The organism is Nonomuraea sp. NPDC049158 (assembly GCF_040648335.1).
GTDB lineage: Bacteria > Actinomycetota > Actinomycetes > Streptosporangiales > Streptosporangiaceae > Nonomuraea.
In genome coordinates this window covers 112,666-136,232 of the sequence record NZ_JBEZDM010000015.1, presented here as the reverse complement: position 1 = coordinate 136,232, position 23,567 = coordinate 112,666, and the positions used below count along the sequence as shown (strand labels likewise).

21 protein-coding genes and 1 tRNA gene are annotated in these 23,567 nt (G+C 68.6%); 11 read left to right on the top strand and 11 right to left on the bottom strand.

All coding sequences use genetic code 11. The features are described 5' to 3' along the window. Positions 1-28: 28 nt before the first annotated feature. Genes AB0B61_RS30285 through pyk form a run of 3 tightly spaced genes read left to right on the top strand, consistent with a single transcriptional unit; the run spans position 29 to position 3,582 of the window. Positions 29-1,708, top strand: coding sequence for a S8 family serine peptidase (locus AB0B61_RS30285; protein WP_358438804.1), 1,680 nt, complete (start codon positions 29-31; stop codon positions 1,706-1,708). Between the two features lie 60 nt (positions 1,709-1,768). Continuing rightward, positions 1,769-2,119, top strand: coding sequence for a DUF2784 domain-containing protein (locus AB0B61_RS30280; protein ID WP_358438801.1), 351 nt, complete (start codon positions 1,769-1,771; stop codon positions 2,117-2,119). Between the two features lie 35 nt (positions 2,120-2,154). Continuing rightward, entirely contained in the window at positions 2,155-3,582 is a 1,428-nt protein-coding gene (pyk, locus tag AB0B61_RS30275; RefSeq protein WP_358438798.1) for a pyruvate kinase, read from the top strand. Between the two features lie 494 nt (positions 3,583-4,076). On the opposite strand, the gene dapD is transcribed toward pyk, so the two are convergent. Together dapD and AB0B61_RS30265 are read right to left on the bottom strand one after the other, a co-directional pair. Further along, positions 4,077-5,039 (bottom strand): 2,3,4,5-tetrahydropyridine-2,6-dicarboxylate N-succinyltransferase, encoded by a 963-nt coding sequence (dapD, locus tag AB0B61_RS30270; protein ID WP_358438795.1) that lies wholly within the window; start codon positions 5,037-5,039, stop codon positions 4,077-4,079. A 55-nt stretch (positions 5,040-5,094) separates the two neighbouring features. Beyond that, positions 5,095-6,360, bottom strand: a complete 1,266-nt coding sequence (locus AB0B61_RS30265; protein ID WP_358438792.1) for a LysR family transcriptional regulator — start codon at positions 6,358-6,360, stop codon at positions 5,095-5,097. A 70-nt stretch (positions 6,361-6,430) separates the two neighbouring features. Here AB0B61_RS30265 and AB0B61_RS30260 point away from each other — a divergent pair, with 70 nt between their 5' ends. The 3 genes from AB0B61_RS30260 to AB0B61_RS30250 are packed head-to-tail and all read left to right on the top strand — an operon-like array spanning position 6,431 to position 8,279. Then, a complete protein-coding gene (locus AB0B61_RS30260; protein ID WP_358438789.1) occupies positions 6,431-7,414 on the top strand; it encodes an SDR family NAD(P)-dependent oxidoreductase in 984 nt (327 codons plus the stop codon). Further along, complete coding sequence (locus AB0B61_RS30255) at positions 7,408-8,004, top strand: TIGR03086 family metal-binding protein (RefSeq protein WP_358438786.1); 597 nt, start codon at positions 7,408-7,410, stop codon at positions 8,002-8,004. The genes AB0B61_RS30260 and AB0B61_RS30255 overlap by 7 nt, the downstream gene beginning before the upstream one ends. 44 nt (positions 8,005-8,048) lie before the next feature. Beyond that, positions 8,049-8,279, top strand: a complete 231-nt coding sequence (locus AB0B61_RS30250; RefSeq protein ID WP_358438783.1) for a hypothetical protein — start codon at positions 8,049-8,051, stop codon at positions 8,277-8,279. Here the strand turns inward: AB0B61_RS30250 and AB0B61_RS30245 are convergent. Then, positions 8,258-9,088 (bottom strand): hypothetical protein, encoded by an 831-nt coding sequence (locus AB0B61_RS30245; protein ID WP_358438780.1) that lies wholly within the window; start codon positions 9,086-9,088, stop codon positions 8,258-8,260. The two genes, AB0B61_RS30250 and AB0B61_RS30245, sit on opposite strands and share 22 nt — an antisense overlap. Before the next feature lie 135 nt (positions 9,089-9,223). Then, positions 9,224-9,297: transfer RNA gene (locus AB0B61_RS30240), tRNA-Leu, on the bottom strand. A gap of 116 nt (positions 9,298-9,413) precedes the next feature. Here AB0B61_RS30240 and AB0B61_RS30235 point away from each other — a divergent pair. From AB0B61_RS30235 to AB0B61_RS30225, 3 genes are all read left to right on the top strand, one after another. Continuing rightward, positions 9,414-9,998: a response regulator gene (locus tag AB0B61_RS30235; protein WP_357945566.1), complete on the top strand. Its 585-nt coding sequence runs from the start codon at positions 9,414-9,416 to the stop codon at positions 9,996-9,998. A gap of 149 nt (positions 9,999-10,147) precedes the next feature. Further along, positions 10,148-11,443 carry an ABC transporter substrate-binding protein gene (locus AB0B61_RS30230; RefSeq protein WP_358438777.1) on the top strand — a complete coding sequence of 432 codons (1,296 nt, stop codon included), beginning with the start codon at positions 10,148-10,150 and terminating at the stop codon, positions 11,441-11,443. 201 nt (positions 11,444-11,644) lie between these two features. Beyond that, positions 11,645-12,928 carry an ABC transporter substrate-binding protein gene (locus AB0B61_RS30225; RefSeq protein WP_358438775.1) on the top strand — a complete coding sequence of 428 codons (1,284 nt, stop codon included), beginning with the start codon at positions 11,645-11,647 and terminating at the stop codon, positions 12,926-12,928. A 3-nt stretch (positions 12,929-12,931) separates the two neighbouring features. On the opposite strand, the gene AB0B61_RS30220 is transcribed toward AB0B61_RS30225, so the two are convergent. After that, complete coding sequence (locus AB0B61_RS30220) at positions 12,932-13,792, bottom strand: hypothetical protein (protein ID WP_358438772.1); 861 nt, start codon at positions 13,790-13,792, stop codon at positions 12,932-12,934. 188 nt (positions 13,793-13,980) lie between these two features. Here AB0B61_RS30220 and AB0B61_RS30215 point away from each other — a divergent pair, with 188 nt between their 5' ends. After that, entirely contained in the window at positions 13,981-15,273 is a 1,293-nt protein-coding gene (locus tag AB0B61_RS30215; protein ID WP_358438769.1) for an ABC transporter substrate-binding protein, read from the top strand. 130 nt (positions 15,274-15,403) lie between these two features. Here AB0B61_RS30215 and AB0B61_RS30210 read toward each other — a convergent pair whose 3' ends face one another. The 6 genes from AB0B61_RS30210 to AB0B61_RS30185 form a co-directional block, all read right to left on the bottom strand. Further along, positions 15,404-15,805, bottom strand: a complete 402-nt coding sequence (locus tag AB0B61_RS30210) for a hypothetical protein (protein WP_358438766.1) — start codon at positions 15,803-15,805, stop codon at positions 15,404-15,406. 60 nt (positions 15,806-15,865) lie between these two features. Continuing rightward, complete coding sequence (locus AB0B61_RS30205; protein ID WP_358438978.1) at positions 15,866-16,621, bottom strand: ABC transporter ATP-binding protein; 756 nt, start codon at positions 16,619-16,621, stop codon at positions 15,866-15,868. Between the two features lie 50 nt (positions 16,622-16,671). Continuing rightward, on the bottom strand, positions 16,672-17,622 hold the full coding sequence (locus tag AB0B61_RS30200) for an ABC transporter ATP-binding protein (protein ID WP_358438763.1): 951 nt from the start codon (positions 17,620-17,622) through the stop codon (positions 16,672-16,674). Beyond that, on the bottom strand, positions 17,612-18,598 hold the full coding sequence (locus tag AB0B61_RS30195; protein WP_358438760.1) for a branched-chain amino acid ABC transporter permease: 987 nt from the start codon (positions 18,596-18,598) through the stop codon (positions 17,612-17,614). The genes AB0B61_RS30200 and AB0B61_RS30195 overlap by 11 nt, the downstream gene beginning before the upstream one ends. Before the next feature lie 13 nt (positions 18,599-18,611). Beyond that, positions 18,612-19,901, bottom strand: a complete 1,290-nt coding sequence (locus AB0B61_RS30190) for a branched-chain amino acid ABC transporter permease (protein ID WP_358438757.1) — start codon at positions 19,899-19,901, stop codon at positions 18,612-18,614. 477 nt (positions 19,902-20,378) lie between these two features. Continuing rightward, on the bottom strand, positions 20,379-20,723 hold the full coding sequence (locus AB0B61_RS30185; RefSeq protein WP_225291836.1) for a hotdog fold thioesterase: 345 nt from the start codon (positions 20,721-20,723) through the stop codon (positions 20,379-20,381). Positions 20,724-20,854: 131 nt separating this feature from the next. Here AB0B61_RS30185 and polA point away from each other — a divergent pair, with 131 nt between their 5' ends. Further along, positions 20,855-23,545, top strand: coding sequence for a DNA polymerase I (gene polA, locus AB0B61_RS30180; protein ID WP_358438754.1), 2,691 nt, complete (start codon positions 20,855-20,857; stop codon positions 23,543-23,545). Positions 23,546-23,567: the final 22 nt, after the last annotated feature.

Below are 23,567 nucleotides of genomic sequence, written 5' to 3'. Positions count from 1 at the left end.
CTGGTGTGACGCCGTGGATGGGGGAAGAATGAGGCGATTCGCCGCCGGCCTGATGGCCCTGGCTGTGGCCGGTTCGCTCGCGGCCTGCGCGCCCCCCGCGGCGCCCAAGGCGGGGCCGGACAAGGACTACCTCGTCTTCTACGCCGACGGCCGGGCGGGGGCGGCGCTCTCCGCCGTCGAGCGCGCGGGCGGCCACCTCGTCAGCACCGACGCCAAACTCGGCTACGTCGTGGCCAAGGGCGGCGGCGACGCGTTCGTCGAGGCCCTCGGCGCGGACCAGGCCGTCGTCGGCGTCACGCCCGACCGCGAAATCGGCTTCGCTCCCGGGCTCACACCCCGCGCCCAAGGCACGACCACCGCGCTCGCGTCCGGCGCTCAGAGTACGGGCGCTCAGAGTACGGGCGCACGGGAGCCGCGGGCGTTCCCCGACGCGTCGGCCCTCACCACCAGGACGGGAGAGCCGCTGGCGCCCCGCCAGTGGGACATGAGGATGATCGGCGCCGACCGCGCCAACAAGAAGGTGCCCGGCAGCAAGAAGGTGCTCGTCGGCGTCATCGACACCGGTATCGACGGCAAACACCCCGACATCGCCCCGAACTTCAACCGCGCCCTCAGCCGCAACTTCGTCACCGACAAGCCGAACGACGAGAACGGCGACACGCTCGACGGCCCCTGCGAGGTGCCGAGCTGCAAGGACCCGGTCGACCAGGACGACGAAGGCCACGGCACCCACGTGGCCAGCACGATCGGCTCGCCGCTGAACCACATCGGCATCGCGGGCGTGGCGCCGGGCGTGCAGCTCGTCAACATCAGGGCGGGGCAGGACTCCGGGTTCTTCTTCCTCAAGCCCAGCCTCGACGCGCTCACCTACGCCGCCGACATCGGCGTGGACGTGGTGAACATGAGCTACTACGTCGACCCGTGGCTGTTCAACTGCGCGCACAACAAGGCCGACAGCAAGAAGCAGCAGCTGCAGCAGCGCGCGATCATCACCGGCATGCAGCGGGCGCTCGACTACGCGCGCAAGAAGGGCGTCACGCTCATCTCCGCGCTCGGCAACGGCTCCTCCGACCTCGACAGGCCCAAGGTCGACACGAGCAGTCCCGGCTACCCGCGCGGCAGCGAGAAGACCCGCAAGGTCGACAACTCCTGCGTCAACGTGCCCGCCGAGTCCAAGGGAGTCATCTCGATCGCCGCGGTGGGCCCCTCTGGCCGCAAGGCCAGCTACAGCGACTATGGGCTCGAGCAGGCCGACCTGGCCGCGCCCGGTGGCGACGTGACCGAGGGCAAGGGCGCCTCGACCACCAGGTCGATCCTGGCGGCCGCCCCCGAGGCCGTGCTCCGTCGTACCGGCCTGCTGGACAAGTCGGGCAAGCCGAAGACCGCCGCGGTCGTCCGTGACTGCAGCAGCAGTCCTTGCTCCTACTACCAGTATCTGGACGGCACCTCGATGGCGGCCCCGCACGCGACCGGCGTCGCCGCGATCCTGATCAGCCGCTTCGGCAAGCCCGGCAAGGGCGGAGCGGCGCTCTCTCCCGCCACCGTGGAGAAGCTTTTGTACAAGACCGCCGATCACAAGGCGTGCCCGTCGCCCCGTACGTACACCTACGAGAGCGACAAGCAGACCTGCGAGGGCGGCAAGTCCAAGAACGGTTTCTACGGCCACGGCATCGTCGACGCCTGGAAGGCCGCGACCATCACGCGATGACATCTCGGGGTGCGGCGACCGCCAGTCCATGATGTCCTGGAAGCGCGCTACCGTCAGACCATGATGTATCGCATCATCGCGGACACCGCGATGGTGGTGCACTTCGCCTTCCTGGCCTACATGGCCGTGGGCGGGTACGTCGCATGGCGCTGGCGGCGCACGATCTGGGTCCATCTCGCGGTCGCGACGTGGGGCCTGATCTCGCTGGCCACCGGCGTCGAATGCCCGCTCACGGTGGTGGAGGATTGGGGGCGCCGCAACGCCGGCCTCCAGGGCCTCCCGCCCACCGGCTTCATCGACCACTACATCGAAGGCGTGATCTACCCCGAGGAATACGCGAACTTGGCCCGTCTGGGGGTCGCCATTCTCGTGTTGTTCTCCTACGCCGGGTACGTTCTGCGTCGTCAATGACAGCCAAGTGGTCTGTACCAATTAAGGTAGGACTCGTGACTCGTCGCGCGAAAATAGTCTGCACTCTAGGTCCCGCCACGTCCTCTCCTGAACGCCTGCGCGAGCTGATCGCCGCCGGCATGGACGTGGCCCGGTTCAACCTCAGTCATGGCGACCATGACATGCACCGTGAGGTATACGACCGGGTCAGAGAGGTGGCGGCCGACCTCGGCCGCGGTGTAGGCGTGCTCGCCGACCTGCAGGGCCCCAAGATCCGCGTCGGCAGGTTCGAGGAAGGACCGGTCCGGCTCGGCTTCGGCGACGTCTTCACGATCACCACCGAAGACGTGCCGGGAGACCGCGAGCAGGTCTCCACGACCTACAAGGGCCTGCCGGGCGACGTACGCCCCGGTGACACCATCCTGGTCGACGACGGCCGCCTCGTCCTGGAGGCCACCAGCGTCGAGGGCGACCGCGTCATCACCCGCGTCGTCATCGGCGGCATGATCTCCGACAACAAGGGCCTCAACCTGCCGGGCATCAACGTCAGCGCGCCCGCGCTCACCGACAAGGACGAGGCCGACCTGCGCTGGGCGCTGCGCACCGGCTTCGACATGATCGCCCTGTCCTTCGTCCGCCGCCCGTCCGACGCCGACGTGGTGCGCAACATCATGGAGCAGGAGGCCGTCCGGCTCCCGCTGCTCGCCAAGATCGAGAAGCCGCAGGCGGTCGACCGTCTGCCCGAGATCGTCGAGGCGTTCGACGGCATCATGGTCGCCCGCGGCGACCTGGGCGTCGAGCTGCCCCTGGAGCAGGTGCCGATCGTCCAGCGGCGCATCATCGAGCTCTGCCGCGAGAAGGCCCGCCCGGTCATCGTCGCCACCCAGATGCTCGACTCGATGATGAGCGCGCCCCGCCCCACCCGCGCCGAGGCGTCCGACGTCGCCTACGCGGTCATGGACGGCGCCGACGCGGTCATGCTCTCGGGCGAGACCTCGGTGGGCACCTATCCCATCGAGTCGGTCTCCACCATGGACCGCATCGCGCGCGCGGCGGAGGAGCACTCGCTGCACGCCACCCACTCCCTGGAGCGCCTGCCGGAGACGACGGGCGGCGCCATCGCCCGCGCCGCCGCCGAGGTCGGCGCGATCGTGGGCGCGAAGGCGCTGATCGCGTTCACGATGTCGGGCGAGACGGCCCGCCGCCTGGCCCGCTACCGCTCGCCGATCCCGCTGCTGGCCTTCACCTCGGCACCGCACGTGCGGGGGCAGCTGTCGCTGACGTGGGGCGTGGAGACGTTCCACGTGCCGTTCGTGCACCACACGGACGACATGGTGCGCCAGGTGGAGGCGTCATTGCTGACGCTGGGCCGCCTGGAGAAGGGCGACAAGGTGGTCATCGTGGCCGGCTCCCCTCCCGGCACGCCGGGCTCCACCAACGCCCTCCGCGTCCACACCATCGGCTCAGCGGTCTCCCACAGCTAACTTACGGCGAAACCTTCCAGACCTATTTTTTAGGTTTTTTACGGCAAGCACGGGAGGACCCACCCTGGACGGCCGGCTGACGGCCCTCCAGGGGAACGCTCCTCCGCTTCCCCGGCTCACCGCCGTGACGTGCGCATTCTTGGCCGTCTCCGTGGGCGGTGCGGTGCCGGTGGGTGGTGGGTCACGGCTGGCGGGTGGGGCGCAGCCAAGGATGTGTGTGCCCGCCATGGTGATCAGGACTGTGGGCGTCGTCGCTATGGATGGTGCCTAGGTCTGCCTGCCGGAGGGCCTGGACGGGGTCTCCTGGCTCTGCGGTGGACAGGACCGCGGCCTCGGTTCGGCCACACGGAAGCCACTGTCCACCATGCGCACGTCACGGTGCTCAGCCGGCTCCACCCCAGGAGCGTGTCCCTGGACGGGCGCCGGCCCCGTGTGGCGGGTGGCGCCCACCGGGCCGGCCGTAACAGATCTTGGGCTTGTGGGATCTCGGAGGGTCAGTTGGCGTGGAGCGAGGCGTTGAGCTCGACGGGGCCGCCGGCGCGGGGGGCGGCTTCCACGGCGCCGGTTTGGGAGTTGCGGCGGAACAGGAGGCCGTTCGTGCCGGACAGGGACTTGGCCTTGACGACGCGGCCGTCCGGGAGGGCGACCTTGGTGCCGGCCGTGACGTACAGGCCCGCCTCCACCACGCAGTCGTCGCCCAGCGAGATGCCGATGCCCGCGTTCGCGCCCAGCAGGCAGCGTTCGCCGATGGAGATGACCTCCTTGCCGCCGCCGGAGAGCGTACCCATGATCGAGGAGCCACCGCCCACGTCGGAGCCGTCGCCGACGATCACGCCCGCCGAGACGCGGCCCTCGACCATCGAGGCGCCCAGCGTGCCCGCGTTGAAGTTCACGAAGCCCTCGTGCATCACCGTGGTGCCGGTGGCGAGGTGCGCGCCAAGGCGTACCCGGTCAGCATCGGCGATCCGGACACCCGCCGGCAGCACGTAGTCGACCATCCGCGGGAACTTGTCCACCCCATACACCGACACCGCCCCCCGGGCCCGCAACCTCAGCCGGGTCTGCTCGAACCCCTCCACCGGGCACGGCCCGAAGTTGGTCCACACGACGTTCGCCAGCAAGGAGAACAGGTTGTCGAGACTCAGCCCATGCGGCTGGACCAGGCGGCTGGAGAGCAGGTGCAGCCTGAGGTAGGCGTCGTGCGTGTCCGCCGGCGGCTCGGAGAGCTTGGCGATGCCGGTGCGCACGGCCACCACCTCGACGCCCCTGGCCGGGTCGGGCCCCACCAGCGAGGCCAACTCGCCGGCCTCCTCGGCGGAGAGCCGCTCGGTGCCCGTAACGGGCGGGTCGCCCAACTGGGGAGCGGGGAACCAGGTGTCAAGTACGGTGCCGTCAGCGGCGATGGTCGCGAGCCCGATGGCGTACGCGCCGGTCACGGTGGGATCGATAGCTGTCACTGGCACAAACTATCGTCATCCGGTCCGGTCCCAGCGCCCGGTGTCTCCCGTGTCATCACCTCGCCGACCCACCGGACGGCATTCCACGGGTCACGCACGCCCATGGCCGATCACCGCTCACCGGGCTCAGTCCATGGTCGATCACCCGGTCACCCGGCTCAACCACGGTCCTGCGTGCCACGTCTCCGACCGCCACGACCTCAGCCGCGACGGCAGCAGTCGCGACGTCTGCATCCATGACAACCGCACCCGCGACACCCGCGTCGGCGACGGCGGCAGTTACGACGTCCGCGCCCGTGGCACCCGAGCCCGGGACGTCCGTACCCGCGATGTCCGTACCCGCGACGGCGGCACCCGCACCCGCGATGCTCGCGGTCGCGATGTCTGCGGCGGTGCGGACGAAGGCGGCCAGGGCGGAGGAGCGGGTCTGCTCGGGCCAGGCCAGAACGACCGTGGTGGGGGCGGCGTCGACGACCGGGACGCAGACCAGATCGCGCCGTACCTGCTCCTTGGCCGATTCGGGGACGACGGCGATCAGCCTGCCGAGCGCGACCAACTGCATGATCTGAGCGGCATCACCCGCCCGCAGCCCGGCCGCGACATGCGACTCGGAGCCGCCTCGCGACGTGGACGCGGCCTGCGGTCCGGAGCCGTGCGGTCCGGAGCCGTGCGGTCCGGAGGCGTGCGGTTCGGAGGCATGTCGCCTGGAGGCGCCAGGATTGGGCGTGCGGGGATCGGGCCAGCGTGGGGTCGGGTCGGCGTCCAGGTCGGCGAGGTGGACGAACGGTCGTGCCGCTAGCGGGTGCCGGGCAGGTACGACGGCCACACCGCCCTCCACCAGCAGCGGCTCGGTGTCGAATCCCGTCATGTCCTCCCAGGGGTGGTGCAGGAAGGCCACGTCCGCCGTACCATCACGCAACAGCTGAGCCCGTTCCGCCACCCCGCACAGCACCACCTCCACAGGCAGGGCGTCCGGGCATGACTGGTAGGCGGCCAGGATGTCCGGGAGCAGCGCGCCGTCGCCGCCCGGCTTCAGAGCGACCACGAGCCGCGGCTCGGTGCGCCCCGCCCTGCGGGTGCGGTGTTCGGCCGCGGCCACCGCGTCCAGGGCCTTGGCGGCCTCCCTGGCCAGGACCTCGCCTGCCGGTGTGAGCGCTACCCGGCGGCCCGAGCGGTCGAAGAGGGTCACCCCGAGCCGTCGTTCGAGCTTCTGGATCGCCCTCGACAGCGGTGGCTGGGCGATCCCCAGCCGCGCGGCCGCCCGGCCGAAGTGCAGCTCCTCGGCGACGGCGGCGAAGTAGGCCAGCTCACGCGTCTCCATACCCGCAGGGTATCGATCCTGACCCAGCTGGTGTTGGCCCGGCCACGATCAACGGTGGTGTGCTCGGGAAATGACCGCATCGACGATCGCCCTGGTGACCGGGGCGAACAAGGGCATAGGTTTCGAGGTCGCCGCGCAGTTGGCCGCCAGGGGCATGACGGTGCTGCTCGCCGCCCGCGACGCACGCCGCGGTGAGGCGGCAGCCGCCAGGCTACGCGCGACCGCGGCAGACGCGGCCACGCCACACTCCGCCACTATGGACCGGCCTGGCTTGGCCACCATGGACGGGCCAGGGTTCGGGGGAGCGGACGGGCCAGGGTTCAGCGAGGTGGACAGATCAGGGTTCAGCGAGGTGGACAGATCAGGGTTCAGCGAGGTGGACAGATCAGGGTTCGGCGCAGTGGAGGAGCCCGGTTTCGGCGGAACGTCCAGGGTCGGTTCCGGCAGAAGGCACAAGGCCGCTGGCGTCGATGTCCATCCGATCGTTCTCGATGTCACCGACCCCGCCACCATCCAGGCGGCCGCCGCCCACCTGTCAGACCGCTACGGCCGTCTGGACGTACTCGTGAACAACGCCGGCATCTCCGGCCACCACGCAGGTGAGGTGCCGAGCACCACCCGGCCCGAGCTGGTGCGTCAGGTGTTCGAGACGAACGTCGTCGGCGTGCTCATGGTGACGAACGCGTTCCTGCCTCTGCTCAGGCGCTCGCCCGCCGCCCGCATCGTGAACGTCTCCAGCGGCGTGGGCTCCCTGACCCATCACACCAACCCGGATCACTATCTGTCGGGACTGCTGGCGTCGGCGGTGTATCCGCCGTCCAAGACCGCGCTCAACGCGCTGACGATCCAGTACGCCAAGGAGCTCCGCGAGGACGGCATCCTGGTCAACGCCGCAGCGCCCGGAGGCTGTGCCACGGACTTCACCAAGGACCTCGGGTTGCCCATCACCCGCACAGCGGCCGACGGAGCGGCCGTTATCGTCAGATTGGCCACCCTCGGCCCCGACGGGCCGACGGGCGGATTCTTCGACGATGACGGGACAGTGCCTTGGTAGACATCATTGAGCTCAACCGCCGGTCCGTGCGGGCGACCGTGGACCTGGTGGCGACCATCAAGCCCGGCGACCTGGACCGGCCGACCCCGTGCGCCGGCTGGGCGGTGCGCGACCTGCTCGCCCACCAGATCGTGCAGAACCACGGCTTCGCCTTCGCCGCCTCCGGCGCGCGGTCCGATCTGGACAGGTGGGAGCCGAGTCCGGTGGGCGATGACCCGGTGGAGGAGTACGCGGCGTCGGCGCGGGCGGTGATGGACGCCTTCGCGGTGGACGGCGTGCTTGATCGGAGGTTCTACCTGCCGGAGATCCGCGACGGTGGTCCGTTCCCCGCGAAGCTCGCGATCGGGTTCCATTTCGTCGACTGCGTGGTCCACGACTGGGATTTCGCCAAGGCGCTGGGCGTCCCCGCGAACGTGGACGAGGATCTGGCCGAGGCCGCGCTGCCGGTGGCCGCCCAGGTGCCTGACACACCTGAGACGCGCGGGGAGGGCAGGGCGTTCGTGGCGGGGGTGGCGGCAGCGGACGACGCCCCGGTTCTGGACCGGGTGGTGGCGCTACTCGGCCGCTCACCGGGATGGACGGCGGGCTGAAGTGCCTCACTAAGCTGACCGGCCGGGACAGGAGCGAGTTCGCGATGCCGAAGGCGCTCTTCGAGGACAGCATGGAGTATGACGGGCCGGGCCTCTACCAGGTGGACACCGAGGTGGTCGCGGCGCTCGCCTCGGTGGACGATGAGCGCCTGACCGGCTACGCGGACGACGAACTGCTCGACGATCACGAGATCGACCGTCAGCGGAAGCTGCGCGACCTGGCGCGTGAAGCGGTCGAGCGCAAGGCGGACGTCTACTGCTGGTTGTGTGTCTGAGCGGCGAGGGCGTCGAAGAGCTGGTCGCGGAGCTCGGGCGGGAGCCTCGTCCCGAGCTCTGACCGGTGGAGCAGCACCCGGCCGCCGCTGCTCCCCAGGGCGTTCGAGGCGAGGAATTCGAGGTCGAACCGGCCTTCGTCGCGATGCGCCGGATCCGGCCAGCCGTCCACCACGGCCGCCGCCGCGGCGGCACGGACGCTCACCCGGTCGAGCAGGGCGTGATCAGGCGGCCCGGGGAATCGCTGCGCGAGGAGATCGATCCCGTTGAAGGCGACCCAGGAGACCTCGGCTCCGGTGAAGTCGTTGCCGGCGAACTCGTTGCGGTCGCGTCCGAGTAAGTCCTGGTCCTCCCTGAGGCTGCCCCAGAAGTTGACCGCCCGGACCCGGCCGAGGAACGTGCAGTCGACGAACTCCGCCTGGAACGTGTGGACATGGTCGTGCGTCCGAGCCCGGTCGAACACGCACCGCTCGAACCGGACGTTGCCGAAGAACGTACGGCTCGCCAGCCGGGTCCGCCGGAACAGGCAGTCGCGGAAGACCGACTGCGGCCACGCGGTCTTGGATCGCCCGCTGCCCAGGAAAAGCTCGTCGAAGGCGGCACCGGAGAAGTCGCAGCCTTCGAACAGGCTGCCGACCGAGTTGAACGAGGCGAAGCGGAGCCCGGAGAAGTCGACCCTGTTGAACCGCGCCCCGTCGAGGGTCACCTCGGCGGACGGCTCCGGCATGGGGAACGGCTCGTCGCTCAGCTCTCCCTGGCCGATCCAGCCCTGCCGGTAACGTCCTCGCGGCCCTGAGAGCAGATCGAACACGACGCCTCCACGGCCTGTCCCAGAACCAGCGCCCGTCCCAGAACCAGCGCCCGTCCCAGAACCAGCGCCCGTCCCGGAAACAGCGCCCGGACAAGGAACAGCGCCCGGCCGAAGTGGCCGGGCGACTGATCGAGGTGCCCCGGGTGGGACTCGAACCCACACTGTGCGGGTTTTGAATCCGCTTCCTCTGCCAATTGGGATACCGAGGCAAGGATCCGGAAATATCCGGATCCGTCCTTATCGCACGGCGAAAGGGTAGCCGAAATTCGCTGCCACCCACCACCGGCGTCGCTCTAATCTAGCGGACATCGGTACTCTCTTGCTCGTGAGTACGCAGCGGCGAGTGGTGATCGCGGAAGACGAGGCCCTGATCCGCCTCGATCTCAAGGAGATGCTCGAGGAAGACGGCTACATCGTCGCAGGCGAGGCCGGTGACGGCGAGCGGGCGATCCAGCTGGCCACCGAGCTGAGGCCGGACCTGGTGATTCTCGACGTCAAGATGCCCGTCCTCGACGGCATCTCGGCGGCCGAGCGGATCGTGGCGGAGCGGATCGCCCCGTGCCTCATCCTGACCGCCTTCTCCCAGCGCGACCTGGTCGAGCGGGCCAGGGACGCGGGGGCCATGGCCTATCTGGTCAAGCCGTTCACCAAGGCCGACCTGGTGCCGGCGATCGAGATGGCGGTCAGCAGGCACGAGGAGATGGTGGCGCTGGCCGCCGAGGTGTCGAGCCTGTCCGACAGGCTGGAGACCAGGAAGCTGGTGGAGCGGGCGAAGGGGCAGCTGATGTCCGCGCACGGCTGGAGCGAGCCGCAGGCGTTCCGGTGGATCCAGAAGGCGTCGATGGATCGCCGACTGAGCATGCGCGAGGTTGCCCAGATCGTTATAGACGACACGGCGGAGCGTGCCTGAGGGGCCATATATCACCGGATTTGTCCCCTCGGGTTGTGGCGCGATTACGAGTGGGCATCCAACCGGCCTCGGTTTCCTTCGCCTGAGGCGTCCCGGTCGCATGCTGATGGGCGGACAGAAGATCCGCTCACCTGGACGGAGACGCTTCGATGATCCGCATTTCCCGGACCATGGCCGTCGCCACCGCGGCGGCCATGGCACTGGCGGCCTGTTCCACGGGAGGCACCACCACCGCGCCGACCTCCGCGAATACGGCCACCGCCCAGGCGACGGCGACTGGGAGCGCGGCCAAGGGCGACGGCACCCTGACCATCGGCTCGGTGCTGCCGCAGACGGGGTCGCTGGCCTATCTCGGCCCGCCCGAGTACGCCGGCGTCGACCTGGCCATCAAGGAGATCAACGACGCCGGCGGGGTGCTCGGCAAGCCGGTCACCAAAATCCATACCGACTCGGGCGACACCACCACGAACATCGCCTCGCAGTCGGTCGACAAACTGCTCGCGCAGAAGGCCGACGCCATCATCGGCGCCGCGTCCTCGTCGGTATCGGAGTCGATCATCGACAAGATCACGCGGGCGGGCGTCGTGGAGTTCTCGCCGGCCAACACCTCCGACAAGTTCACCACGATCAAGGACGACGGCCTCTACTTCCGTACGGCCCCGCCGGACAAACTTCAGGGGCGGGTCCTGGGCGACCTGGTGGTGTCCGACGGCAACGACACCGTCGGCATCCTGGCCATGCAGGACTCCTATGGCACCGGCCTGGCCGACCAGGTCACGCAGACCGCCGAGGCGGGCGGCGCCAAGGTGGTCGAGCGGGTGGACTACGACCCCAAGGCGCCCGAGTTCTCCGCCGACGTGGCGAAGATCAAGGCGGCGAACCCGAAGGGCATCGTGCTCATCGGCTTCGACGAGACCGCCAAGGTCGTGGCGGAGCTCGTCAAGCAGGGCCTGACGACGGACAAGTACAAGTGGTACATGGTCGACGGCAACATGTCGAACACCAACTTCCTGAAGATGCCCAAGGGCACGCTGAAGGGCGTCAAGGGCGCCATCCCCGGCGCGGCGGCACCCGAGGCTTTCCAGAAGCGGCTCCTGGGCATCAACCCGAAGCTGACCAACTACACCTACGCCGCGGAGTCGTACGACGCGGCGAACCTCATCGCGCTGGCCGCCGAGGCGGCCAAGGACGACGCGGGCCCGGCGATCGCGGCCAAGCTCGTGGACGTCAGCAAGGGCGGCGAGAAGTGTGAGGACTTCAAGTCCTGCGACGAACTGCTCAAGGCCGGCAAGGACATCGACTACGACGGCGTGAGCGGGCCGGTCGACTTCAACGACGCGGGCGATCCGTCCGTCGCGACGATCGGGGTCTACCAGTACGGCGCCGACAACAAGTACAACGCCGCCAAGGCGCTCGAATATCGCAAGGGCGACATCTCCGGCTGACGTCCCCGCGGCGAAGCGACGGCCCCGCAGCGAAGCGACGGCCCCGATCCGAGGATCAGGGCCGTCCGCCACTGACAGAGACATTACAAATGGGTATAAAAAGGCAGTAAGAACTCCACGCCTCCTCCCCAAACAGGCATGCTGAGCTTGGGAAACGTGGCGAGGTAGATCGTTCCCTTCGCTGACATAGAGGGGAGTCACATGATGCGCAAACTGCTGGCGGCAGCGGCGGTCTCGAGCCTGGCATTGACGGCCTGTGGTGGCGGCGGCGGCGCGGACACGGGGGCCAAGGAGGCGACGTCGGCCGCTCCGACCTCCGCCGCCGCGGCCAAGGGCGACGGCACGTTGACGATCGGCACCCTGCTGCCGCAGACGGGGTCGCTGGCCTTCCTCGGCCCGCCCGAGTTCGCCGGTGTGGACGCCGCGATCAAGGAGATCAACGACGCGGGCGGGGTGCTCGGCAAGCCGGTCACCAAGATCGATACGGACTCGGGCGACACGACGACGAACATCGCCTCGCAGTCGGTGGACAAGCTGCTCGCGCAGAAGGCCGACGCCATCATCGGCGCCGCGTCCTCCTCGGTGTCGGAGTCGGTGATCGACAAGATCACAGGCGCCGGGGTGGTCCAGTTCTCGCCGGCCAACACCTCCGACAAGTTCACCACGATCAACGACAACGGCCTGTACTTCCGTACCGCTCCGCCGGACAAGCTGCAGGGCCGCGTGCTGGGCGACCTCATCGTGGCCGACGGCAACGACACGGTCGGCATCCTGGCCATGCAGGACTCCTACGGCACCGGCCTGGCCGACCAGGTCACGAAGACCGCGCAGGCGGCCGGGGCCTCGGTGGTGGAGCGGGTGGACTACGACCCGAAGGCGGCCGACTTCTCCGCCGACGTCGCGAAGATCAAGGCGGCGAACCCGAAGGCGGTCGTGCTGATCGGCTTCGAGGAGAGCGCCAAGGTCGTCGCGGAGCTGGTCAAGCAGGGCCTGACGGCCGACAAGGTCAAGTGGTACATGGTCGACGGCAACATGTCCAACAGCAACTACCTGAAGATGCCCAAGGGCACGCTGGCGGGCGTCAAGGGCACCATCCCCGGCGCCGCGGCGCCGACCGAGTTCCGGAAGAAGCTGCAGGCGATCAACCCCAAGCTGACCAGCTACACCTACGCCGCGGAGTCGTACGACGCCACGATCCTCATCGCGCTGGCCGCCGAGGCGGCCAAGGACGACAGCGGCCGGTCGATCGCGGCCAAGCTGCCCGAGGTGAGCGAGGGCGGCGAGAAGTGCAAGACCTTCAAGTCGTGCGTCGACCTGCTCAAGACCGGCAAGGACATCGACTACGACGGCGTGAGCGGGCCGGTCGAGTTCAACGCCGCCGGGGACCCGTCGGTCGCCACGATCGGCGTCTACCAGTACGGCGAGAACAACGAGTACGACGCCACGAAGGCGCTGGAATATCGCACCGGCAAGATCGAGAGCTGAGACTCAGCCGCCCAGCCCGCACGTCTTGAGCGCGTAAGCGGTCAGCCGCTCCTGGAGCGGTTTGGGCGGCACGACGATGACCACGCGTTCCTCGCCGCCGTCGATGGTGGCCCGCACGGGGAACAGGAACGCCTTCTTGCCCTCGGCGAACGCGTGCGGGTCGCAGCGGCCGGGCGTGAGCTCGAGGGCGAGCTGCGCCCGCTGCGCCCCGGCGTCCAGGGTCGCCAGCGGCCTGCTCTTCTTGACGGGGGTGGCGATGTAGTGGGTGGTGCCGCCGACATCCTGTACGGCCACCACGCCCGTGCCGCGGCGGGTCAGGACGAGGCTGCCGCGCATCACCTTGCCGACCCGCGTCCAGTCGTCGCCGAACTCGATGTCGGCCGCCTCCTTGATCAGGAACGCGGAGCACTCGTCGCGCAGCAGCCTGGTCAGCAGCGGGTCCGGGTGCGGCACCTTGAAGACCACCCTGCGCAGCGCCTCGGACCCGGTGCGGAGGTGGGCCACGACCGTGGCCGGCCGCAACGACGGCAGGCCCTTGGGCGAGCAGTTGGCCGCGCCGTACGGAATGCGGAGATCAGTGCGCGGCGTCCGCTTCAAGAGCGCGTCGGCGCGTTCCGGAGGCAGTGTCTTGAACGACGGTGTGACAAGCTGAACGTCGGAGAAATAGACCGGCGTGTCCGTCGCGTTGGTCACGGCCACCTCGATGGCGTGTACGGGCTCGTCAGAGCGCCACTGGGCCAGCGAGACCGACACCCCTTTGGGAGGGTCGGCAGGAGGCGCGGCGGGCGCCTCAGAGGCACCACAGCCCGCCAGAAGGCCAAAGGGCAGGATCGCCATAGCGAGGAAGGCCGCTGTGCGCTTCACCAGTCGAACATTAGGCGTGATCCTCGGGCTCCCGTAAGTTGAGGAGTGATTACGACTCCGCATCCAAGTACCGACAGTTCTCCCTTTCATCTGTTGAACTGGCCTTACGTTCTATAGCTTTCCGTCATTCGATTCGGGAACGTCGGCGGTGCTGACCTCACCCGGCCTGGAGATGAAGGAGACACTTCATGATCCGCATTGCTCCCGCGGGACGGGCGCTGGCTGTCGTGGCTGCCACGAGCCTGGCCCTGACAGCCTGCGGTGGTGGCGGTAACACCGCTGCGCCGGCCTCGTCCTCGGCCGCGCCATCCAGTGCGGCCGCCGCGGCCAAGGGCGACGGGACCTTGACTGTTGGCACTCTGCTGCCGCAGACGGGTTCGCTTGCCTTCCTCGGCCCGCCCGAGTTCGCCGGTGTGGACGCCGCGATCAAGGAAATCAACGAAGCCGGTGGCGTGCTTGGCAAGCCGGTGACCAAATATGACACCGACTCCGGTGACACCACCACGAACATCGCGTCGCAGTCGGTGGACAAGCTGCTCGCGCAGAAGGCCGACGCCATCATCGGCGCCGCGTCCTCCTCGGTGTCGGAGTCCGTGGTCGACAAGATCACGGGTGCCGGCGTGGTGCACTTCTCGCCCGCCAACACCTCTGACAAGTTCACCACGATCAAGGACAACGGCCTGTACTTCCGTACGGCTCCGCCGGACAAGCTGCAGGGCCGCGTGCTGGGCGACCTGATCATCGCCGACGGCAGTGACACGGTCGGCATCCTGGCCATGCAGGACTCCTACGGCACCGGCCTGGCCGACCAGGTGGCCAAGACCGTCACCGACGGTGGCGCCGAGGTCGTCGAGCGCGTGGACTACGACCCGAAGGCCGCCGACTTCTCCGCCGACGTCGCGAAGATCAAGGCGAAGAACCCGAAGGCCATCGTGCTGATCGGCTTCGAGGAGACCGCCAAGGTCATCCAGGAGCTGGTCAAGCAGGGTCTGCCGGCCAGCAAGCACAAGTGGTACATGGTGGACGGCAACACCTCCAACACCAACTACGTCAAGATGCCCAAGGGCACTCTGAAGGGCGTCAAGGGCACCATCCCCGGTGCCGCCGCTCCGGAGGACTTCAAGGGCAAGCTCATGGCGGTCAACCCCAAGCTCGAGGACTTCAGCTACGCGCCTGAGTCCTACGACGCCATGAACCTGATCGCGCTGGCCGCCGAGGCCGCCAAGAGCGACGCGGGTGTCGACATCGGCGCCAAGCTGGCCGAGGTCAGCAAGGGCGGCGAGAAGTGCAACAACTTCAAGTCGTGCGTCGACCTGCTCAAGGCCGGCAAGGACATCGACTACGACGGCGTGAGCGGTCAGGTCGAGTTCAACGAGGCCGGTGACCCGGCGGTCGCCACGATCGGCATCTACGAGTACGGCGCCGACAACAAGTACCCGACCAAGGCGCTCGAGTACCGCACCGGCAACATCGCCGGCTAGTCCGTACGCCGCACACCCTGAAAGGCTCGGTCCACTGGACCGGGCCTTTCGGCTGTCCCCGGGCTGTTCGCCGCAAGTTGTCTCCCGGCTATCCGCCGCGAGCTGTTCCCCGGCCGCGGGATGTCCCCGGCTATTGGCCGCAGCCCGCCACGATCTCGTCCGCGGCGATCCGGTACCGCGTGAGCAGCGCCACCTGCCGCTCACGCGGAACGTCGGCCCTGGACAGGCCGGCCGTCGTGGACTCGACCGTGCGCACGGCCGTACCCAGCGACTCGGGCAGGCGCGGACCGAACTGCAGCGTGATGCCGCGCACCTCCGCGAGGCGGCCGAGCAGCGCGTCCTCGAAGTTCTGGGTGTTCTCCTGGCCCTTCGGCTTCAGCATGAGGCCGACGTAGCCGATCGCGGAGACCACGCGCGCGCAGGGGTCGTCCGTGGGATCGCCGCCGGTGCTGTACTTGCCGGCCGAGGCGGCGCCGTTCTGACAGGCGACGAGGATGGGCAGCAGGAGCGCGATTGTCGCAATTCGTCTCACAGCGCTCATTAAAAACGGCGAAGGGGCTCCTGGGGAGCCCCTTCGCCGTTTTGAGATCTTCTAGGCCTTGGCCAGGGTGCCGAGGTAGAGCTCGATCACCTTGGGGTCGTTGGCCAGCTGGCGGCCGGTGCCGGTGTAGGCGTTACGGCCCTGGTCGAGCACGTAGCCGCGGTGGCAGATCTGCAGGCAGCGCCGGGCGTTCTGCTCGACCATGATGACCGTCACGCCCGCCTTGTTGATCTGCTGGGCCTGGATGAACACCAGGTCCTGCAGCATCGGCGACAGGCCCGCCGACGGCTCGTCCAGCAGCAGCACCGACGGCTCGGTCATGAGCGCCCTGGCCATCGCCACCATCTGCCGCTCGCCGCCCGACAGCGAGCCGGCCCGCTGCTTGCGCCGTTCCTTGAGCGCGGGGAACAGCTCGGCGACGAACTCGAAGCGCTCCTTGAACTTGCCGGGCACCTGGAAGGCGCCCATCTCGAGGTTCTCCTCGATGGTCAGGCTGGGGAAGACGTTGTTGGTCTGCGGGACGTAGCCGACCCCGCGGGCGACCAGCGAGTGCGCCTTCATGTTCGTGATGTCCTCACCCTTCAGCACCACCGTGCCGCTGCGGATGTTGACGAGCCCGAACATGGCCTTGAGCAGCGTCGACTTACCGGCGCCGTTGGGGCCGATGATGCCGATCAGCTCACCCTCGCCGACGTAGAGGTCGGAGCCGTTGAGGATGTTGACGCCCGGCAGGTAGCCGGCGATGAGCTCGTCGCACCGCAGTACGGCGTTCGCGGCACCCTCCAGGTGGGCGCCGCGGTCGGTGATGGCCGCCTTCGACTCGGGCTCGGAGCCCGGTGCGGACTCGGGGACGGCGTTCACTTCTGCGTCTCCTCTTCGATCTCGGCCTCCAGCGCCGCCTCCGCCTGGTGCAGTTGCTCCTCGAGCTCGCTGTCGGACAGCGGCGCGTCGTGGTGGGCGCCCAGGTAGGCGTCGATGACGCGGGAGTCGGACATGATCGTGTCCGGTGGCCCCTCGGCGATGATGGCGCCCTGGGCCATGACGATCACCCAGTCGCTGATGTCGCGGACCATGTCCATGTCGTGTTCGACGAACAGCACGCTCATGCCCTGATCGCGCAGGTCCTTGACGTGGCCGAGCAGTGACTGGGTCAGCGCCGGGTTGACGCCCGCCATCGGCTCGTCGAGCATGACCAGCTCGGGCTTGACCATGAGCGCGCGGGCCATCTCCAGCAGCTTGCGCTGGCCGCCGGACAGCGATCCGGCGAAGTCGTCGCGCTTGGCGTCGAGCTTGAACCTGGTCAGCAGATCCTCGGCCTGCTCGGTGATCGCCTCCTCCTGGGCCCGCCAGGAGCCGGGCACCAGCGCCCGCCAGAAGTTCTCGCCGCGCTGCTTCTGGGCGCCGAGCCGCATGTTCTCCATCACCGTCAGCCTGGACAGGGCCTTGGTGAGCTGGAAGGTACGGACCATGCCGGCGCGGGCCACCCGGTGGGCGGGCACGCCGCTCATGTTGTTGCCGTTGAACGTCCACTTGCCGGCGTCAGCGGTGTCGAAGCCGGTGAGCTGGTTGAAGAACGTCGTCTTGCCGGCGCCGTTGGGGCCGATCAGGGCGGTGATGGAGCCGCGCTGGATCTCGACGTGGTCCACCTCGACGGCGGTCAGACCGCCGAAGCGGCGCACGACGCCGTCGACCACGAGGATCGGGTCGGGCTTGGGCACACCGGGATCGCGGGCCAGGTCCTTGAAGGCGGCCAGGGCCGCGGCCTTGCGCTCGGAGATCGTGGTGGCGGCGGTTGTTTCAGCGGACATCGAAAGCTATCTCCCTCTTGTCACCGAAGATGCCCTGTGGCCGGAAGATGAGCAACAGGATCAACCCGAGTCCAACCAGGATGTAGCGCACCGGGCCGACCTGGATCGAGGTCATGAACGGGATGTACCCCGCCTGAACCGCTTCACTGAGCACGCCGTTGACCAGGACCAGCAGCACCCAGAAGATCATGGATCCGACGACGGGGCCGAGCACGCGGGCCGCGCCACCGAGGATCACGATCGTGTAGGCGAAGAAGGTGGTCTCGGTGCCGAAGACGTCGGGCTGCACCGAGGCGTAGGCCAGGCCGTACACGAAGCCGCCCAGGCTGCCGATGACGCCGCCGAGGATGAGCGACTGCATCTTGTAGGAGAAGACGTTCTTGCCGAGGCTGCGTACGGCGTCCTCGTCCTCGCGGATGGCCTTGAGCACGCGGCCCCACGGGCTGCGCATGAGCAGGTAGACGATGCCGCAGGAGAGGGCGACCAGCACCCAGCCGACGAGCATGATCCACAGGATCCGGTGGTTGAAGGTGAACCAGCCGATGCCGTACTCGCCCTCGGGGAAGGGGTTGAGCGCGTAGAAGCCGTCGGAGAAGCCGCGCTGGCCGTCGGAGCCGCCGAAGACCTCCTTGAACTTCACCGAACGGAAGACGAGCCTGACGATCTCGGCGGCCGCGATGGTGACGATGGCCAGATAGTCGGCCCGCAGGCGCAGCGTCGGCGCGCCCAGGAGCAGCGCCAGGAGCACCGCGGCGATGAGGCCGACCGCGATGCCGATCCAGAAGGGCAGGTTCAGGACGGTGACCGTGACGGCCAGGCCGTAGCCGGCGACGCCCATGAACGCCGCCTGCCCGAAGTTGAGCAGGCCCGTGTAGCCGAAGTGGATGTTGATGCCGATCGCGGCGAGCGCGTAGAGCACCGTCTCGACGCCGATGGCGGACTTGACGGTGGTGCTGATGATCGTGATCCAGTCCATGTGACTCCCCCCGTCAGCCGATCCGCTCTCGGCGGCCCAGGATGCCCTGTGGCCGGAAGAGGAGCACGATGATGAGTACGGCCAGCGCGCCGACGCTCTTGAGCTCCGGCGGCACCCACAGCGTGGAGACCTGGATGAACAGGCCGACCACGAGCGAGCCCACCAGGGCGCCGAACGCGGTGCCGAGCCCGCCGAGCGTGACGCCGGCGAAGATGAGCAGCAGGATGTCCTGGCCCATGGTGTATTTCAGGTTTTGAGACAGGCCGAGCATGATGCCGGCCAGCGCGGCGATGGCGCCGCCCGTGGTCCAGATGATGCGGATGACCCGGTCGACGTTGATGCCGGAGGAAGCGGCCAGCGCCGGGTTGTCGGCGACCGCGCGGGCCGCCTTGCCGGTGCGGGTGCGCAGCAGCGCCACGCCGACGATGATGAGGACCGCCAGCTCGATGCCCATCGCGACGAAGTTCTTCGGAGCCGCGGAGATCGGGCCGATCTCGATGCCCGGCTGCGCGGTGTACTGGGCGAACGACTCGTTCTGCCCGCCGAACAGGATCAGGAAGACATAGCGCAGGAAGAGCGCCACACCGATCGAGATGATCATCATGGCGATGGTGCCGGTGCCGCGCCTGCGCAGCTGCCCCCAGAACAAGCGGTCCTGAAGGTAGCCGAGCGCGCCCCCGGCGATCACCGCGATCACGGCCGCGGGGATCAGATGCAGGCCGAAGCCCACGTTGAACATATAGGCGAGCAGCGCGCCCATCGTGACGAGCTCACCGTGGGCGAAGTTGGTCAGGCCCGTGGTGCCGTAGATCAGCGAGAGGCCGAGCGCGGCCAGCGCGATGATCAGGCCGAGGTTCAGGCCCTCGAAGGTGAGCTGCGCCGCCTGGTCCAAGAAGGGGCTGGTCTCAGCGCCCTCGTCCGCGGCCGGTTGGCCCGCGGCGCCCTTGGGCTGCAGGGCGAACAGGACGGTGGACACGTTGCCGGAGAAGACGGTCGGGGTGCGGACGGCGTTGCCGCCCCGGATCACCGCGGTGGGAGGGAGCGTCTTGACATCCAGCGTGACCTTGTACTTGCCCGGTTTATCAACCGGGACTTCCCAAGCGCCCTGGGCGTTGCTTGTAACCTCCTTGACGGGTTGTCCGCCTTCGGTGGTCACGACGATTTTCACGCCGTTCACTGGTTGGCCTTGGAGTTTGAGTGTTCCCCTCAGACCCTGATCCGGGGCCGCCGCCTGGGCGGGGACCGCGAGCAGGAAGATGAGTCCACCCAGGAAGGCCGTGAACGCGATCACGGCTCTGCGCAATGGTGCTCCCTCAAATAGGTCAAGGCGGGGTTGTGCCCCTCCATCTCGACACGTGGGCATCGCAGGCACAACAAAACTGGATGCTGTGGCGGGAGCTTATTCTGGTCGCGCCCGGTTCAGTATCGTTCGTCACCAATTAGTGACACGTGCGTGTCGCTCATGTGAGGAACCAAGACGCCAGGTCAGGGGCTAAATCCCGCTAGACGCCTGGCGCTTCGAGGGCGCTAATGCATAACCATCACTGCAGAACGTGAACGAGCCCGCGGAAGAGGACCTTTGGGACCATGTAGGGCTTCCCCGGCCTCACACGTTATCTACTCGGCCTCCCCGCGGGCTCCGCTTGGACAACCGTAGCGACCCACGGGGCTCGTGTGCAAAGAGAGCCGGAAAGTCGCGTGGCGTTCAGTCGTGACCAGTCGCGACCTCAGGGATCGCGCGGCACGCGGGTCACCGATCGTGCCGCATGTACGTCATACGTCAGCGGTCGCGCAGCATGCAGGTCAGCCGGGAGGTGCACACGCGCCGCCCCTGCTCGTCGGTGATCTCGATCTCGTACGTGGCCAGCGAACGCCCGCCGTGCAGCCGGGTCGCCACGCCGGTGACGAAGCCGGAGGTGGCCGAGCGGTGGTGGGTGGCGTTGATCTCGATGCCGACGGCGATGCGGTCCGCGCCCGCGTGGATGGCCGCGCCGGTCGAGCCCAGCGTCTCGGCGAGCACCACGGACGCCCCGCCGTGCAGCAGGCCGTACGGCTGGGTGTTGCCCGCGACCGGCATCCGGCCCACGACCCGCTCCGCGCTGGCCTCGACGAACTCGATGCCCATCCGGTCGGGGAGCGTGCCTTCGTGGACGGCGTTCAACGTCTGGAAATCCACCGGGTCGATCCGCGTCAAGGGGAGTCCTCCAGTCTTCCGAGCTCAGGTTTTCTGTCGGAGATGGAGACTAGGCTGCTTGTGTGCCGAAGAGTGAAGTGACCCCCAGCCGCCCGTGCCTGTTGCTGCTCGACGGGCATTCCCTGGCCTATCGCGCGTTCTACGCGCTCAAGGACGCCAACCTCATGACCACCGACGGTCAGCACACCGAGGCGGTCTACGGGTTCACCTCGATGCTGACCAACATCCTGCGCGACGAGCAGCCGTCGCACGTGGCCGTCGCGTTCGACCGGTCGGAGCCGACGTTCCGGCACGAGGAGTACGCCGACTACAAGGCCAACAGGAGCGAGACCCCCGAAGACTTCCGGGGCCAGATGCAGCTCATCTACGAGCTCCTCGACACGCTGCGCGTCCCGCACCTGTCCAAGGCCGGGTTCGAGGCCGACGACCTCATCGCCACGCTCGCCACCCGGGCCAGCGCCGAGGGCATGAACGTGCTGATCGTCACCGGCGACCGCGACGCGCTCCAGCTGGTCGACGAGCACGTCACGGTCCTGATGACGCGCCGCGGCATCAGTGACATGACCAGGTTCACCCCCGAGGCCGTCGAGGAGAAATACGGCCTGACCCCGGTCCAATACCCCGACTTCGCGGCGCTGCGCGGCGACCCCAGCGACAACCTGCTCAGCATCCCCAGCGTGGGCGAGAAGACCGCCGCCAAGTGGGTTCGCGAGTTCGGCTCGCTGACCGCGCTGGTCGACCGGGTCGACGAGGTCAAGGGCAAGGTCGGCGACAAGCTGCGCGAGCACGTCGCCCAGGTCCTGATGAACCGCCGCCTCACCGAGTTGCTCCGCGACGTCCCGATGGAGGTCGACCTGGGCGAGCTCAAGCAGGGCGTCTGGGAGCGCGAAGAGGTCAACAAGCTCTTCGACACCCTGCAGATCCGCGGCGAGCTGCGTGAGCGCGTCTTCAAGGTGCTCGGCACCGGTGAGCAGGAGCCCGACCAGGGCTTCGAGGTGGAGACCATCATCCTCGGCCCCGACCGGGTCGCGGGCTGGCTGGCCGCGCTGCCCGCCGGCCGGGCGGGCCTGGCCGTCAAGGGCGCCTACGGCAGCGGCACCGGGCGCATCGACGCCCTCGCGATCGCCTCGCCCGACGGCACGGCCGCCTTCATCGACCCGGTCAAGCTCACCGAGTCCGACGAGGTCGCGCTGCGGGCCTGGCTGGCCGACGCCGACCGGCCCAAGGCCGTCCACGACGCCAAGGGCCCGATCCTCGCGCTCTGGGCGCAGGGCATGAGCCTCAAGGGCCTGACCTGCGACACGGCCCTGGCGGCCTACCTGGCGATGCCCGGCCAGCGCACCTTCGCCCTCGAAGACCTGGCCCGCCGTTACCTCAACCGCGACCTGCGCGCCGAGGAGGAGTCCAGCGGGCAGGCCGCGCTGTTCGGCGACGACGAGGACGCCCCCGCCAAGGACCTGGCGCTGCGCGCCCATGCCGTGCGCCAGCTGGCCGAGGCGCTGGAGGCCTTCCTGACGGGCCGTGGCGGCACCCAGCTGCTGACCGACGTGGAGCTCCCGCTGCTGAGCGTGCTGGCGGAGATCGAGCGCGCGGGCATCGCCGTCGACAGCGAATACTTCGCCGGTCTGGAGGCCGAGTTCGGCGCCGCGGTCAAGCACGCGGTCGAGGAGGCGCACGCGGCCGTCGGCGAGCAGTTCAACCTGGGCTCGCCCAAGCAGCTGCAGGAGATCCTCTTCACCAAGCTCAACCTGCCCAAGACGAAGAAGATCAAGACCGGTTACAGCACCGACGCCGACCAGCTCGCCTGGCTCGCCACGCAGACCGAGCACGAGCTGCCGATCATCATGCTGCGCCACCGCGACCAGACCAAGCTGCGCACCACCGTCGAGGGCCTGATCAAGGAGGTCTCCGACGACGGGCGGATCCACACCACGTTCAACCAGATCATCGCGGCCACGGGCCGCCTGTCATCGGAAAAGCCCAATCTCCAGAACATCCCGATCCGCACCTCCGAGGGCCGCCGCATCCGGCAGGGCTTCGTGGTCGGCGAGGGCTACGAGACGCTGCTCACGGCCGACTACAGCCAGATCGAGCTGCGCATCATGGCCCACCTGTCGGGCGACGAGGCGCTGATCGCCTCCTTCGAATCGGGCCACGACTTCCACCAGGCGACCGCGGCCCGGGTCTTCGACCTGCCGCCCGAGCAGATCGACGGCGAGCTGCGGGCGCGCATCAAGGCGATGAACTACGGCCTCGCCTACGGCCTGTCCGACTTCGGGCTGTCGGGGCAGCTCAACATCCCGGTGGCCGAGGCGCGGGCGCTCAAGGAGGAATACTTCCAGGAGTTCGGCGGCGTCCGCGACTTCCTGCACGCCATCGTCCAGCAGGCGCGCAGCGACGGCTACACCGAGACCATCATGGGGCGCCGCCGCTACCTGCCCGACCTGACCAGCGACAACCGGCAGCGCCGCGAGATGGCCGAGCGCATGGCGCTCAACGCGCCCATCCAGGGCTCGGCGGCCGACATCATCAAGGTGGCCATGCTCAACGTCTCCCAGGCGATGAGCACGGAGGGGCTGGGCTCCCGGATGCTGCTGCAGGTCCACGACGAGCTGGTGTTCGAGGTGGCCCCCGGCGAGCTCGACCGGCTGCGCACTCTCGTGTGCGACCAGATGAACGCGGCCTACCACCTGCGGGTCCCGCTGGAGGTCTCCGTGGGCGTCGGCCGCACGTGGGAGGACGCGGGCCACTGACCGCCCGCCGACCCTCGCGACG